The sequence below is a fragment of the Kitasatospora aureofaciens genome (assembly GCF_019192735.1).
Lineage (GTDB): Bacteria > Actinomycetota > Actinomycetes > Streptomycetales > Streptomycetaceae > Kitasatospora > Kitasatospora aureofaciens_A.
In genome coordinates, this window is the sequence record NZ_JAHTKP010000106.1 from 1 (window position 1) to 13,784 (window position 13,784).

The window sequence follows — 13,784 nt, forward strand, 5'->3', positions numbered from 1 at the left end:
CCGCCGCTATCTGCCTGAGGGCAGCATGGACCAGCTCTACCCTGGCGAGCAGGCTCGCGACCAACTACCACCCACCGCATGACCGTTGGCAAACGACCACTACACCACTTCACGGGACATGACCTGCCACCGTCACCTGACCCGCACCAGGCCGGGCTGACTGCCGCGATGGGGCGTGAGGGTGCTGTCGCCCGGCTGATCGATCTGGATAGCCGCAGCGAGCTGACCACCGCTCATGTGCGGTTGGTCGCGTCCGCGTTGGGGGTGACGGAGCGGGCGGTCTGGTACTGGGTGACGGCTGCACGTACGGAGGGCCGGCTCAGTGCCAGGCCTCGCAGCCGTACGGTGATCACTCCTGAGGTCCGGCGCCTGCTGGCGTTCCGGGGCGGGAACATCGCGGCGGTTCATCGTGATCTCGCTGCCCGGGCCGCGGCCGATTCCTCGGTGGAGCTGCCGTCGTTGCGGGCGTTGCAGCGGGCGGTGCGCAGGGATCTGTCGGTGGGGGAGCGGGCCGGTCTGCGGGGCGGGGAGGCGGCCCGCCGGGCGCATGACGTGTTCGGGAAACGGCCGGCGTTGTGGAGGAACGCGTGCTGGGAGGGTGACCACAAGCACGTGCCGGTGCAGGTGGATGTCGGGGGCGAGTTGGCGTGTCCGTGGATCACGTGGTTCATCGACTGCGGGACCAGGTACGTCGCCGGGGTGGCGGTGACCCCGCACGCCCCTTCCCGCGACGCGGTGCTGGCGGCGCTGCGCACCTCGATCACCCGTACCGAGCCGTTCGGCCCGGCAGGTGGCCTGCCCGCCTTGGTGCGAGTCGACCGCGGGAAGGAGTTCCTGTGCGCCACGGTGACCTCGGCGCTGGGCGCGTTCGCTGTCCCCGTCCATGACCTGCCGGCCTACAGCCCGCATCTGAAGGGGACGATCGAGGCGCTGAACGACTCGGTGGAGGAGATGTTCCTCGTCTCTCTGCCGCGCTACACCCACCGCCCAAAGCTCACCGGCGGGCGGCTCGCCGATCCGGACGCGCCGCCGCTGACGTTCGCAGCGTTCGTCGCGCTGCTCCTGGACTGGGTGCGCTGGTGGAACACCGAGCACCGCCCGGCCGGCCTGGACGGCCGCACCCCCACCGAGGCGTGGAGCGCGGACCCGACGCCGCTGCGCGACGTCCCGCCCGAGCACCTCGCGTTCTTCGCCCTGGAGGACGACGGCCGCACCCGCACGATCACCACGAACGGCATCTCCTGGCGAAGGCGCCCCTACATCGCCCCCTGGATGGTCGGCCACACCGACACGAAGGTCCGCCTTCGCCATCTCCCGCACCACGTCGGCGAGATCGAGGTGTTTGACGCGTCCACCGGCCGCCACCTCGGCGCCGCCTATCTCGCCGAGCAGGCGAGCCCGGAACAGGTCCGCGCCCTGCGAGCGGCCCGCACCGCCGCTGCCCGCCGGCTGCGCGCGGACCTGAAGGCCGCGGAGAAGCTGCGCCGCTGACGGTTCGCCGCCGCGACCACCCCGGCCCCGCCGTAGCCGCTCGGCACCCTGACCGCGGCCGAGGCCGACGCCGAGCTCGCGGCAGCCGACGGTCGGGACCTCCGGGCAGTGGCCCTGCCCGGGTTGCTCCCGCACGCCCCGGTCCCGGACGGATGGGTCCTGCCCCGCGCCACAGCACCCGCCGGGCCCGAGCGCGCCGACGGCGGCCCAGCGGATTCCGCACCGCCGGCCTGAACCGCACCGCACGTCCGCGGTCCGCACACACCGCAGCCGCACCCGCGTCAACGACCCGTTTCAAGCCCCGCTCATCGTTGCGGCCCGGCCAGCCGGCCCGGTGACCTCACCCAGACCCGCCGGCCCCATCTGCCCGCTCGTTCCCATCTCTTGAGCCCCGTAGGAGCCCGCACCGTGACCACCGCACCCGCCGTCCGTCCCGGCATGCTGCCCCCCGAGCGCGCCGACCACTACCTGCACCTGGAAGGAGCGCGCACCGTCGCCACCGAGGCGCTGCGCACGGCCCGGGAGAACATCGCCGCCACCCTCGAGGCCAGGGCGATGATGTGTATCTCCGGCGCGGCGGGCAACGGCAAGTCCCTGTCGGTGAACGCCTCGCTGCGCCTGCTCGCGCCCCACAACTCCTACCGGATCGCGTTCCGGGCGCGCCCCACTCCGCGCGACATCCGCCACGAGCTCTTCCGCGCCCTGGGCCTGCCCGGCGAGCCTCCCGCACGGCCGATCGAGTTCGACGCCGTCCTCAAGGACGCCCTCGCCCGCGGCTTCCACGTCCTGGTCTGTGACGAGGCCCAGTGGATGTCGCGGGAATGCTTCGAGTACTGGCGCTACCTCTGGGATGACCCCGCCACCGACATCGCCGTCGTCTTCGCCGGCGGCGACGGCTGCGCCAAGGTGCTGCGCCGCGAGCCGATGCTCGCCTCCCGCGTCTACATCTGGCAACAGGCCCACCCGCTCACCCTGCCCGAGGTCCTGGCCACCATCCCCGCCTTCCACCCGCTGTGGGAGGGCGTGGACGCCGATCTGATCGCCCTGGTCGACAAGCAGGCCGCGCACGGCAACTTCCGCGAATGGGCCCGGATCACCAAACTCGCCACCGACGGCCTCACCGCCCGTGCGATGGGCTTCTCGCCGTCGGGTGCCGGGGGTGATCCCGTTCACCGACCTCGGGTAGCTACCCGGCGCGGTGGCTCCCCGTAGCGGCGCGACCTTACGGGTTTGCTTTTCGGCAGGTCACGGGCTTGTGGGTGCCCCCGGTGGCGTGTACTCAGTGCTTGAAGGCGTCCTTGATCTTCGCCCCGGCCTGCTTGGCGTTGCCCTTGACCTGGTCGCCTCGGCCTTCGACCTGGAGACGTCGACTGCCGGTAACGCGACCGACCTTCTTCTTGACTCCGCCCTTGACCGCTTCTGCCTTGTGCGCGATCTTCTTGGCGATACTCATGGCGAGCCGCCTTTCGTAGTCGATTGCCGGAGCGGGCCGGTCGCCGGCCTGCGCGGGATGGCGGCGGCTTACCGATGGGCGGCCCTGCGCCCGAACAGGTGGAGTCTCCCATGGTGGCCGTCATCCGCCTGTTGGTGGCGGTCGTCGTGGGGTGAGCTGCTCTCGCGCACGTTCGCCGTGTCCGTGCGGGCGGCATCGCGCTGGTCGATCAGGTCGTCTCGTTCCTGGATGGCAGCGGCCGTCTCGTGTCGGGACCTTTTGAGTCGGCGGCGGCTGGCGTGACCGCGGTGAGCGATGCGGCGGGCACCGCCCAGGAGGAGGCTCAGCCCGAACAGGGCGACGGCGCCGACCACGATGCCGTAGAGGAACAGCGTGCCGGTGGAGCCGGTCACGTGGTAGCCGAACACCGCGAACTCGTGCCCGAGTGTGTGGGCGCTGCCAGCGTTGCTGAGAACGCCGGCGACACCGACGATGACCGCAGCTACCAGGATGATGAGCCCGAGGAAGACGAACATGACGTCCTCCGGATATCCATGTTGTGCAACACCGCAACCGGCCTGACCACGTTCCAAGCATGCGCTGGATCAGCGGGCTGCGCGCCGGTGTTCCCGCGCGGCCTCGTAGACGAGGCTGGCTGTCGGGGTCAGTACACCGACAACGAGCAGGTGAAGCATGCCGTGAACCGCGACGCCGGCGATCCCCGGCACGATCGCGCTGCCACCGGACCACCGCGCACGCGCCGAACGCCCTACCAGTAGTGCCGCCGTCCGCCGACCGCGTGACCGACGGACCCCAGTAGCAAGAGGATCAGGCCGATAACGGCCACGATGATCCCGATGGTCCACAGGATGGCGATCTTGGCGACGAATCCGACGATGAGCAGAATCACTCCGATAAGAATCATGGCGACCTCCGGGCTAGATAGGCCCCTCCAAGCGGTCTGATTCCCGATGGTCACGCAGCCAAACGAGTCGCGAAGGGCCCCTGGAACCGGAGCCGTCGGCCGGGGGCTACCCGCTCCCGAACGGAAGCGGTCGCTGTCTCACAAGGCTTCGAGGGGATGGCGCCGGGCCGAGCAGGCGGTGCGCGCCCGGCCGGGCTGACCTGCCCCGCCTCGAGGCTGCCCGCGCAAGCCCTGATTTGTCCACCCACGCGTACCCGCCGTTCCAGCTCGGCCGGTTCCCCACCGGGCGGCTGGCGGTGGGACCATGAGAAAGCGGCCATCGTGCCGCCGACCATCGCATCTCAACGAGGGACGATCATGGTCAAGGTCCTTTTGGTGCTGTTGTGCCTGGTCCTGCCGTTCCTGGCAGTACTGATCAAGGACGGGCCGAGTATCAAGGTGCTCTGGGCCTTCCTCCTTCAGTTGTGCGGCCACGTGCCCGGAGTCATCTACGGCATCTACCAGGTGGTCAAGGACTGAGGCCCCACCCCCCAGAACAGGCACCCATACACGCCGGGTTGACACCCATGTCACGACACGAGAACGAACACCGGCACATAAACGCAGCCGACGAGACCAGGCCCGCCACCGGTGGCGCCGGTCCCACTGAGAGCCCGACCGACCTGCCCAAGAGGTCGTGGTGGGGCGTCCTGAAACGCACCACCAAGCAGTTCAAGGCCGACAGCCTCAGCGACGCGGCAGCCGCGCTCACCTACTACGGCCTGCTGGCGATCTTCCCCGCTCTGCTCGCGCTGGTGTCGATCCTGGGGCTGGTCGGCAGCTCCGCCACCAAGCCGCTGCTCGACCACCTTCGCGACCTCGGCCCCGGATCCGTCCGCCAGATCCTCACCACCGTGGTGCAGCAACTCCAAAACGCCCAGGGCAAGGCAGGCATCGCACTGGCCATCGGGATCATCCTCGCTCTGTGGTCCGCCTCCGGCTACATCGCGGCCTTCATGCGCGCCGCCAACAACGTCTACGGCATCGACGAAGGCCGCCCGCTCTGGAAGACCCTGCCCACCCGACTCGCCCTGACCATCGTCCTCGTCGCGCTCCTCGCCCTGACCGCCACCGGTGTCGTCTTCACCGGCACACTGGCCACCAAGACAGGGAAGATCCTCGGAGTCAGCGAAAACGCCGTACAGGTATGGGGCATCGCCAAATGGCCCATCCTCGTCATCATCGTCATTGCGATGGTCACCCTGCTCTACTGGGCCGCCCCCAACGCCAAACGACCGAAGCTGCGCTGGATCCTCCCCGGGAGCCTGGTCGCCGTAGCCCTCTGGATCATCGCATCCGGCGCGTTCGCCCTCTACGTCGCCAACTTCAGCAGCCTCAACAGCACCTACGGCAGCATCGGAGCCGTGATCCTCTTCCTCCTCTGGTTCTGGGTCTCCAACGTCGCGATCCTGCTGGGCCTCGAGTTCAACTTCGAGCTGGAACGCGGACGAGCCATCGAAGCCGGTCACCCACCCGAGGAAGAGCCCCACCCCGAACCCCGCGACACCCACAAACCACCGCCCGACACCCCACAAGATCACGACAGCCCCAGCCACTGACTCCCGTGCCTGCTCGCCACTTCGCCTATCGCCACATGAAGCGGCGCACCGGCCGGCCGCGCGCCGCCCCGACCTCGCTCCGGTTCCGTACCGAGCAGACCACCGGCATCCGGCCAAAGCGCCAGGTGCGGACCAGCGGTCACTCCGGCCTACCTCAAGGCTCAGCAAGTCCGTGTAGCGCTCGAAGCCAACACGGAGGCGGGAGAGTCCGCCGACGCCCCATTCGTCACCCTCTGCCACGACCTGATCGCGTAGGGTCGGTAGGTGGCGAAGATTCTTACGGGAAGGCGCGCTGTCGGTGCCGGTCAGGGTGTGGTGTCGGTCAGCTCCACCAAGGGCCCGGCCCGGCTTCGAGATCGGCAATCGACCACCACACGTCGGAGCTGGGTCCTTCGTCCTCCAGGTCCTCCAGCTTGGCGACCATGGCCGGGACGGTGCGCAGCATCTTGGCGACGTACCGGGTGCGGGCGATGAGTTCCAGGTCGTCGGCGCGGTGGGCGAAGCCGGCCTGTCCGGTGCCGGTGAGGACGAACAGCAGCCTGGGGAAGTGCACGTAGCGGCGTTCCCACAGCGGTACGCCGCCGCCCTGGGCCTCGGTGGTGCCCCGCACTCCGGCTGGCAGTGGCGCGGTGGCCCAGTAGCGGGCGTAGGCGTTCAGTTTGGCGGCCAGCCGGGGGCCGCCCATGGTGCCGCGGTCGACTTCGACGAACGCCAGGTTGGTGACCCGGGCGTCGTCCGCGCTCGTGCGGCAGTAGTAGAGCAGGCCGTCGGGACGGACCGTGCCCTCGCGGCCTTCGGCGAAGCGGTGGGTGATCTCGGGGATGAAGTCGAACGGCCCGTAGGCGTCGCCCCGCTTACGGGCGTCGGCGAGGAACACCAGGTGGGTTCGTACGACGGCGAGCTGGTGCCACAGCGTGTACTTGAAGGCGCTCTTGTCGCCGGGCGTCCGCGGGGCGGGGATGTCGGCCAGTTCGGGGAAGGCGCCGGCGATCCGGGCGCCGTGTTCGGTCAGGTACCAGCCCCTGGCCCGGCCGGACTGGGGCAGCACCAGTTCCTCGGCCAGGCCCTCCTCGCGCAGCCTCCGCAGCCGGGCCCGCATCTTCTCGATGCCCGCGCCCGGGGCGGTCAGCCGGCGCAGCTGCTCGGCGGTGGCGATCCGGAACTGGAACAGGGCGGCGAGCACGGCCCAGGTGATCTCCACCTCCCGCGTCTCGCTGTCGGGCTCCGCGCCCGTCCGCGCCCTGCTCCTCGTCCCAGTGCCGTCGTTCTTCGTCATCGCGGGGTTCCCCTTCGGCTGGGCGCGGAGCCGGGTGCTCCGCGTGGTCGCCGAAGGGAACCCCGCGAACCTTGGTGGATCCCTTGGTGAACGGCCCCCTCTGCCGCAACGATCACGTAACGGCCTCCACCAACGTTGGTGCCGCGCACGGCCACCAACCTTGGTGGATTCCTTGATGGAGCGACCGGATCCCTTGATGGCGGCCCGAAATACCTCGATGAAGCGGCCGGACACCTTGATGGCTGGGGCGGACACCTTGATGCCGCCCCGGCCCGGACCGCCCGCTGCGCCCTACAGCTCCCAGGCCCCGCACCGTGGCCGCTGGGGGTCGGCGAGGGTGTGCCACACCGCTCCGCCGGGCCCGTGCTGCTCCAGGTCGTCCAGTCGGGCCGCCCCGGCCCGAACGGTCGTCAGCATCTGTTCCACCATCGGGTGCAGTCCGGCGAGGGCCTGGAGGTCGCGGATCCGGTGCTGGGCGGCTTGCTCGCCGGTGTCGGCCAGGACGAACAGCAGCCTGGGGAACCGCGTGTAGTGCTGCTGCCAGGCCGGCCCCACGCTCTGCGCACCGACGGTGCGCCGCAGGTGAACCGGGACGGGGTGGTGCTCGTGGAAGCGGGCGTAGCCGATCAGCTTCGAGGCCAGCTTCTCGCTGCCCATCGTGCCGCGGTCGACCTCGACGAACGCCCGGTTGAGCGACCGACGGACCCCGCCAGTGGTGTAGTGCAGCAGGCCGTCGGGGATGACGGCGCCGTCGCGGCCTTCGCCGTAGCGGTGGTAGACCTCGGGCAGGAAGTCCAGCGGCGCGCACTCGTCCCCCGCCTTGCGGGCGCCGGCCACGAAGGCGGCGTGGGTGCGGGTGACGGCGAGGATGTGCCCGACCCGCAGCCTCGCCTCCGTCTTGTCCTCGGGCAGCGGCGGGGACGCAACGCCGCGCAGCTCCGGGAAGCGGGCGGCGATCCGCGCGCCCCGCTCCGTCAGGTACCAGACATGCAGCCGTCCGGCGTGCGGCAGCACGACGTCCTCGACCAGGCCCTCGGCCTTCAGCCGGCGAAGGCGTCGGCGCATCAGCTCCGGCTTGCTGTCGGGGGTGTGCAGGACGCGCAGCTGCTCGGCCGTGGCCATCCGGAACTGGTACAGCGCGGCGACCACGGCGTGGTCGATCTCGGGCGGCATCGCCATCACGGGATCCTCAAGGTCAGTGCCCGCCACCCCGGTGGCGGCGAGCACCGTATGGAAGCCCGCGCCTCTCACCACTTTTCTCCCCAAGACCGGCCTCTACGGTCACGATCCGACAACAGGTCCGCTAACCAGTCCGCCAACCGGTGGTGAGAACCGGTGCGCCAACCGGTCGCCGACCCTCCCGCCCGCTGCGCACGGATTCCGGGCGAACGCGCAGGTCAGATGCCATGGTGAGTGGCCGTCAAGGGGAAACTCACCACCCCGACAACCCTCTCCTTCCCCTTCCTGTCCTTGGCTTTGTGGGTGGTGGTTGGCTGGTTGGGTGGGGCGGTGGCGTTGAGGGTTCGTGCGCCTGCGGCGGGCCTCTTCTTCTCTCGCGTCCGGCTGGTGCCGGCCGCTCGCGGTGGGGGCGGGGGCCGGGGCGCGCGGGCGGCCCCGGAAGGCAGCCAGGCCGCCCCCGCCGGGCCCGGCCGCCGCGCGTTCCTGGGACACGGCGGCGCAGGCGGGCAGAGACGGCCTGGAGCGCTTCTCAGCGGGCCTCGGGCCCGGCCGGTCTCAGCGCCAGTCGAGGCCGAGCGCGGCGAGCCGCTCCAGCTGCTCGCCGGTCAGCTTCGCCCGGCGGCTCTTCGTGTTGGAGATCCACACCCCGAGCTTCACCTCCACCATCCCGCCGTCGCCGTCCGGGATCTCCTCGACGTGCTGGCGCGGCACGGTCACCGACCCGGCCCGCTCCCGGTACTGCCCGAGCGCGGCCAGGCCCCGGTCGAACGCGCTCACCTTCCCGCCGGCCTTGATCCGGCCGACGTCGAGCAGGTGCTCGCGCCCATGCCGGACGGCCGGTTGCTCCGTGCCCGACACCGGGGCGCCCGGGGGCAGGGCCTCGGGGAAGGTGGCCGTCACGGCGGAGCCGAGCGCGGTGAGTTTGCCGGTGGAGCGAAGCGGGGTGCCCTGCAGCAGCCGGTCGGCGGCGGCCTGGATGGTGGCCCGGTCGGCGTCAGTGGAGGGGGCCGCTGTCCTCTATCCGAGCGTGAGCATCGCCTCGGTGACCTCGCCGACCGCCGCGTGGGGGATCGCGGTGGCGGCATCCTTGAGGACGAGCAGCCGTGCCCTGGGGATCTCGCGCGCGATCGCCTCGCCGTTGCCGACGGGGAAGAACCGGTCGCGGTGGCCGTGGACGACGAGCGTGGGGACCTCGATCTCGGGCAGGCGCTCGCGCCAGCGGGGTTTGCAGTTGAGCCTGGAGAACACCAGGCCCACCTGGTTGGCCATCTGGACCGGGGGTGCGGTGCCGGGCGTGCGGTCCCAGATGCGCGCGGCGATTGCGCGCGCGGCGACGGGGTCGTCGCCGCGGATCTCCGCGCCGGTGGCGGCGAAGTCTGCAACCGCCTCGCGGTCGGTCCAGTCGGGCATCGGACGCGCGAACAGGCGGCTTATCGTCGCCTGGTCATGGTCGGGGAGGTCGTCGTCGGGCGGGCCGGGGGCGACCGCGCGGGTGCCGACCAGGGTGAGCGCGGAGAACGTGCCCGGATGGTCGAGCACGGCCACCTGGGCGACCATCCCGCCGACGCCGATCCCCGCGAGGTGCGCAGGTGCCCCGCCGAGCGCGTCGGCAAGGGCCGCCGCGTCGGCGGCGAGGCCGCGCAGGGTGTAGGCGGGCGCCTGCGGATCCGTCGTCGTCGACTCCCCGCTGTCGCGCAGGTCGTAGCGCACCACACGGCGCCCGCCGGCGGCGAGGCGCTCGCAGAGCGCGTCGGGCCAGGAGAGCATCGTCGTCCCGCCCGCGAGCAGGACCAGTGGCGCGTCGTCGTCACCGAACGACTCGATGCCCAAGGCGATCTCATTGGCGTTGACGGTGGTCATCGGATCACCGGGATCCGTCGTGCCCGAGACCGCGGTCGGGTGCGCTCATGTCGCCCGTCCTGGGCGTGCCGTCGGCGAGGCCGTAGCGCAGGTACACGGTGCCCGTGGGGCCGGCTACCGGCGGTTCGAGGAGTGTGAGGTTCGTGGGCACCGCGCCGCCGTCGAACACCTTCTTGCCGATGCCGAGCACGATCGGGTGCACCCAGAGGTCGAGACGGTCGAAGAGCTTCTCGCGCAGAAGGGTCTGAACCAGGTTCAGGCTCCCGACGACCTTCACGTGCTCGTGCCGGTCACGGATCTCGCGCACCGCGCCGGCCAGGTCCGGGCCGAGCCGTGTGGAGCCGGCCCACGAGAGGTCGGGCCTGCCGCGGGAGGCCACGTACTTCGGGACGCTGTTGAAGAGCTCGGCGATCTCGCCGTCCTTCTGGTGCGGCCAGTAGGCGGCGAAGATGTCGTAGGTGTGCCGGCCGAGCAGGAGGGCGTCCGTGCCCTCGTACGCGGCACCGATCTGTGCCCCGGTGACCTCGTTGATCAGGGGCGCCTGCCAGCCGCCGAACGGGAACCCCGCCGGGTCCTCGTCGGGGCCGCCGGGCGACTGCCCGACGAGGTCGAGGGTCGCGAACAGCTCGATGTGGATGAGGCCCATGTCTGTACTCCCGATGAGTTGGTCGTCCCGGTCGAGATGTAGACCTGCCGAGGCCGGAAAACTCATTGTCGCGCCGGCACCCGGTTTCCGTACAGCCGCGCCGCCTACGACCAGCGCCAGAAGGCCCGGGAGAAGAAGGCCAAGCAGGCCCACCGCGAGCCGATGCAGACCCTGGCCTGCGCCGACTGCGGCCAGGTCCCGAAGGAGGAGAGCACCTACGAGTACGGGATCCACGGCACCTGGACCCGCCGCCCCGGGGGCCGCTGCTACCCCTGCCACGAGAAGTACGAGGAACGGCAGGAGGAGGCCGCCGCCAAGGCCCTCAAGCGCCTGGAGAAGGCCCGGGAGGTGAACGCCTTGTTGCGCCCGTGTTGGTCGTGCCGGGGCTCGATCGGCGGGGAGGAGGGCTCACCGCTGGAACTCGATGAGAAGGCCGGCCCGGGTGCTCCGTCCCGACTGGGTTGATGGGGCTCATCAATTGATCATGTTTTGACCATGGGACTTGCAGGATCTGGGACTTTGGATCTTGGGCGCGCGACCTGGGATTTTGCTTCCTTGATCGTCTTTATATGACCTTTGACCTGCGACTTTGCAAAATCTGGGACGGATGTTCAGTTCCGTTGGGAAAACCTGCAGATGGAGGGTGAGGCCCGTGCTCCTCCAGTGTCTGGATCTTGATGTGGTGATCACCTGCGCGTCCCAGGGCATCATGCTGATCCTCTTTTAGGGTGAGGGTCTCGGTCCTGATCGGCCTCGTCCTCGGCCTGGTCGAACGCGGTGGGCGCCAACCTCTGCGACGCCCTTCACTACGGCTTCGTGTGGGGCGGCATCATCCTGACGGCGTGGTTCGCTGGCCTTGCGCTCCTGCGCCGTGGTGGGGGAGCGCAAGGCCGACCTCCGCCCGACTCGGTCGGCGGTCAGCTGCGCCCGAAGCCGGCGGCAACCTCGTGGTGACGCGCGAAGACGGTGTTCGGGCCGACACGGACGTAGAACTCGAGCCGCTGCCCGTTGCGGTAGGCGTGCATCTGGCCGCCGGCGGAGACCTCGACGGCCAACACCATGCGGCCGTCGTGGTCGATCACGCGTGTCGTGAATGGCGGCACCGGCACGATGGTGTCCCGGATCATGCTCACCACCGTCAGCGTCTGCTTGTCGACGCTCTCGGCGGTTGGCAGGCCGGTGATCTGCAGATCGTCCTGAACGCCGAACAGGACGGTCCCGCCGTCCTTGGACGCGAACGCCGCGATCGTCTTGAGCACCTTCCTGCGGTCTTCGTCCTTGGGCCCCGGGACCTCCCGCTTGCACTCCAGGTACTGACCCTCACCAGCGGCCAGCAGGATCTCGAGCTCGGGGCCGGGCTGCTCCCACACCACTGAGGCGTCGCGGGCGCGCCCGTAGGTGGGGGCCGGGAAGGTCCACAGGTCCAGCCACTGGTCCTTCTGGCACGGGCGTTGTGCCTCGGAGCCTCTGCGTCTCCCGGCACCGTGGGGTGGAGGTACCCGCTTGTGCTGGGGGATGATCCCCTGCGTGGCTGAAGAGGCAGGTGCAGGTACAGACGGCGCTTGTGCATGGGATGAGCGACTGGGCTGGGCGTTCGGACTGATAGCGGATGATCCGGTTGTGAGAGCTGCCGCGCTTGTCCATCTGACTGAGGCCCGGAGGAAGGTCGCGGACGCGCTCGATCGGTCCAATGAGATGTGGCGGCTGACGTTGCCCCTGGGAGCGGAGGAGCAGTACCGGGAGCCGGCCTTCTTGCAGGCGCGTCGGAGGTACCACCAAGCGCAGAGCTGTTCGCTACCTGACGGGCTGTGGGGCCACCCTGTGAGCCGGGGTCTGGCGACTTGGCCGGGGCTGCCGTATGCGTTGCTGTTCCTGGAGTGGGAGGCGAGGTACCCGCGGGAGTGGACGCAGCATGCGAAGTCGTGGGGTACGAAGCAGAGTCTGATCCGTGGCGTGGCCCTGGCTCACCAGGAGGAGGCGGTCAGGGCGAAGCTCACCGACCTGGTTGAGGTCGTCGTCCGTCGCGCACATCGCTGCAAGGACCGCGAGTACGTGCGGGTTGCCCGGGCTGTCGACAGCGCTGATCTGCGCGGCAGGCTCGATCGTGCCGTCGATTCGGATAGTCCGTGGGCCCGGTGCCAGGCCGGGTATGTGCGCTGGCTCCTTGACCGCCCTGACGTGCCGAACACACCTCATGTCTGGCGAACCTGGATGACTGGCTTTGTTCACGACTCGTGAAGTCAGTTGTTCACGGATTTGGGAGGCACCCGCGGACCGGACGAGTCGATGTTCACGAGAACGGGAGGCGCCCACCGGCGCTCGGCAACGACGCGCTGGTGGCTGCCACCTGCGCCCGTAGCCAGCGCTTTTGTCCTACGCCCCGAGCGGGCGGTAGCCGGCATCCTGCCGGTCACCCCCGAGGTGCTGCCCGTTCTCGTGAGCATCCGGCTCAGGTGCTGCCTCCCGAACTGCTGACGAAACGCTGCTCTGCGACGGGAACAGAGCCACTCTGGATGGTCGCTGCGGACTGCAGCATGCTGGCCGCATGCAGCGGCACTCTCAAACCGATGGGTGGGGTATGAATTCATCGCACGAAGGCCCGGCCGAAACCGGCCATGACGGTCAGTTGTTACTGCAGTCAGGCGACAGGATGCTTCACCCGACTCACCGACTAAACAAGTCCTTCGGGCGGGTGGCAGCAGTTCTCGGGTGCCTGGTTCTCGCGTGCACATCGTGCGCTGGCGGTGGCGGCGAAACAACCGTGATCAAGCAGGTCGATCTGGTTGGGGACTGGAGCAATGCAGCCGGCGCCAAAGTGCATGTGTTGGCCGACCACAGCTTGACAGCAAGTGGGATAAACTACGCGGTGCCCGACTACAGGTGCTCTACGAGCATGACGGCCGGTAAGTGGCGGTTCTGGGTGCAGGACGGCTCGTCGCAGAGCCTCACAGCTTCGGACTCGGCGACCGAAGGCAAGTCGTTCACGGTATCGGCGAACACCGGCGACTCGACCAGTCGGTGCGACCTCGAAGCCCAGGTCCAGCGTGATGACCGAGGCTTCAACATCTGTCTCGTCTTGGACCCTGACCAGACCTGCACTGCTGAAGAGCTCCTCCGCAAGGACTCAACACAGCCCCGGTGAGCGATGCTGACGCAACCCTCTCTGGCAAAGTGAGACAAGTCAGGCATACTGGATGATTCATTGAGTCGAGGGACTCTGCTGGCAAAGTCAGTGCCCCGCCCCGTGGGAAGATGACGTCCAGTCACGTGGTGAGGCCGCGGGCTTCGCAGAGGGTGCGAACGCGGGTGCCTGGCCGTGGAGCCTTTGGGTGGGGGTCGTACCAGTCGCCGAGGCGGGCGAGGTTGCAGGCCATGCC

14 protein-coding genes and 1 pseudogene are annotated in these 13,784 nt (G+C 69.5%); 6 read left to right on the forward strand and 9 right to left on the reverse strand.

Annotation, left to right across the window (positions count from 1 at the left end; all coding sequences use genetic code 11):
* Positions 1-168 precede the first annotated feature (168 nt).
* A pseudogene (locus tag KV557_RS40145) lies at positions 169-1,725 on the forward strand (Mu transposase C-terminal domain-containing protein).
* A gap of 174 nt (positions 1,726-1,899) precedes the next feature.
* Complete coding sequence (locus KV557_RS40150) at positions 1,900-2,703, forward strand: ATP-binding protein (RefSeq protein ID WP_308130304.1); 804 nt, start codon at positions 1,900-1,902, stop codon at positions 2,701-2,703.
* 67 nt (positions 2,704-2,770) lie between these two features.
* Here the strand turns inward: KV557_RS40150 and KV557_RS40155 are convergent, their stop codons facing one another.
* From KV557_RS40155 to KV557_RS40165, 3 genes are all read right to left on the reverse strand, one after another.
* Positions 2,771-2,944, reverse strand: a complete 174-nt coding sequence (locus tag KV557_RS40155; protein ID WP_218206997.1) for a CsbD family protein — start codon at positions 2,942-2,944, stop codon at positions 2,771-2,773.
* Between the two features lie 68 nt (positions 2,945-3,012).
* Positions 3,013-3,459: a hypothetical protein gene (locus tag KV557_RS40160; protein ID WP_218206998.1), complete on the reverse strand. Its 447-nt coding sequence runs from the start codon at positions 3,457-3,459 to the stop codon at positions 3,013-3,015.
* Between the two features lie 233 nt (positions 3,460-3,692).
* Positions 3,693-3,848: a DUF6131 family protein gene (locus tag KV557_RS40165; protein ID WP_256178681.1), complete on the reverse strand. Its 156-nt coding sequence runs from the start codon at positions 3,846-3,848 to the stop codon at positions 3,693-3,695.
* A gap of 357 nt (positions 3,849-4,205) precedes the next feature.
* On the opposite strand from KV557_RS40165, the gene KV557_RS40170 reads away from it, so the two are divergent.
* Positions 4,206-4,367 (forward strand): YqaE/Pmp3 family membrane protein, encoded by a 162-nt coding sequence (locus tag KV557_RS40170; RefSeq protein WP_179852711.1) that lies wholly within the window; start codon positions 4,206-4,208, stop codon positions 4,365-4,367.
* Between the two features lie 47 nt (positions 4,368-4,414).
* Positions 4,415-5,446, forward strand: a complete 1,032-nt coding sequence (locus tag KV557_RS40175) for a YihY/virulence factor BrkB family protein (RefSeq protein WP_256178682.1) — start codon at positions 4,415-4,417, stop codon at positions 5,444-5,446.
* A gap of 322 nt (positions 5,447-5,768) precedes the next feature.
* Here the strand turns inward: KV557_RS40175 and KV557_RS40180 are convergent, their stop codons facing one another.
* From KV557_RS40180 to KV557_RS40200, 5 genes are all read right to left on the reverse strand, one after another.
* Entirely contained in the window at positions 5,769-6,722 is a 954-nt protein-coding gene (locus KV557_RS40180; protein ID WP_218206999.1) for a replication-relaxation family protein, read from the reverse strand.
* A gap of 291 nt (positions 6,723-7,013) precedes the next feature.
* Positions 7,014-7,901 carry a replication-relaxation family protein gene (locus KV557_RS40185; RefSeq protein WP_218207000.1) on the reverse strand — a complete coding sequence of 296 codons (888 nt, stop codon included), beginning with the start codon at positions 7,899-7,901 and terminating at the stop codon, positions 7,014-7,016.
* Positions 7,902-8,456: 555 nt separating this feature from the next.
* On the reverse strand, positions 8,457-8,801 hold the full coding sequence (locus tag KV557_RS45080) for a helicase associated domain-containing protein (protein WP_374106730.1): 345 nt from the start codon (positions 8,799-8,801) through the stop codon (positions 8,457-8,459).
* 117 nt (positions 8,802-8,918) lie between these two features.
* Positions 8,919-9,761, reverse strand: a complete 843-nt coding sequence (locus tag KV557_RS40195; RefSeq protein WP_218207001.1) for an alpha/beta fold hydrolase — start codon at positions 9,759-9,761, stop codon at positions 8,919-8,921.
* Positions 9,762-9,765: 4 nt separating this feature from the next.
* Complete coding sequence (locus tag KV557_RS40200; protein ID WP_218207002.1) at positions 9,766-10,407, reverse strand: dihydrofolate reductase family protein; 642 nt, start codon at positions 10,405-10,407, stop codon at positions 9,766-9,768.
* A gap of 162 nt (positions 10,408-10,569) precedes the next feature.
* Between KV557_RS40200 and KV557_RS40205 the strand changes: the two genes are divergently transcribed.
* On the forward strand, positions 10,570-10,872 hold the full coding sequence (locus KV557_RS40205; RefSeq protein ID WP_218207003.1) for a hypothetical protein: 303 nt from the start codon (positions 10,570-10,572) through the stop codon (positions 10,870-10,872).
* Between the two features lie 452 nt (positions 10,873-11,324).
* Here KV557_RS40205 and KV557_RS44715 read toward each other — a convergent pair whose 3' ends face one another.
* The gene (locus tag KV557_RS44715) at positions 11,325-11,777 is read right to left on the reverse strand and encodes an AlbA family DNA-binding domain-containing protein (RefSeq protein ID WP_308130305.1); all 453 of its coding nucleotides are present in this window, start codon (positions 11,775-11,777) and stop codon (positions 11,325-11,327) included.
* Between the two features lie 1,391 nt (positions 11,778-13,168).
* Here KV557_RS44715 and KV557_RS40215 point away from each other — a divergent pair.
* On the forward strand, positions 13,169-13,549 hold the full coding sequence (locus KV557_RS40215) for a hypothetical protein (protein WP_218207004.1): 381 nt from the start codon (positions 13,169-13,171) through the stop codon (positions 13,547-13,549).
* The last annotated feature ends 235 nt before the right edge of the window (positions 13,550-13,784 follow it).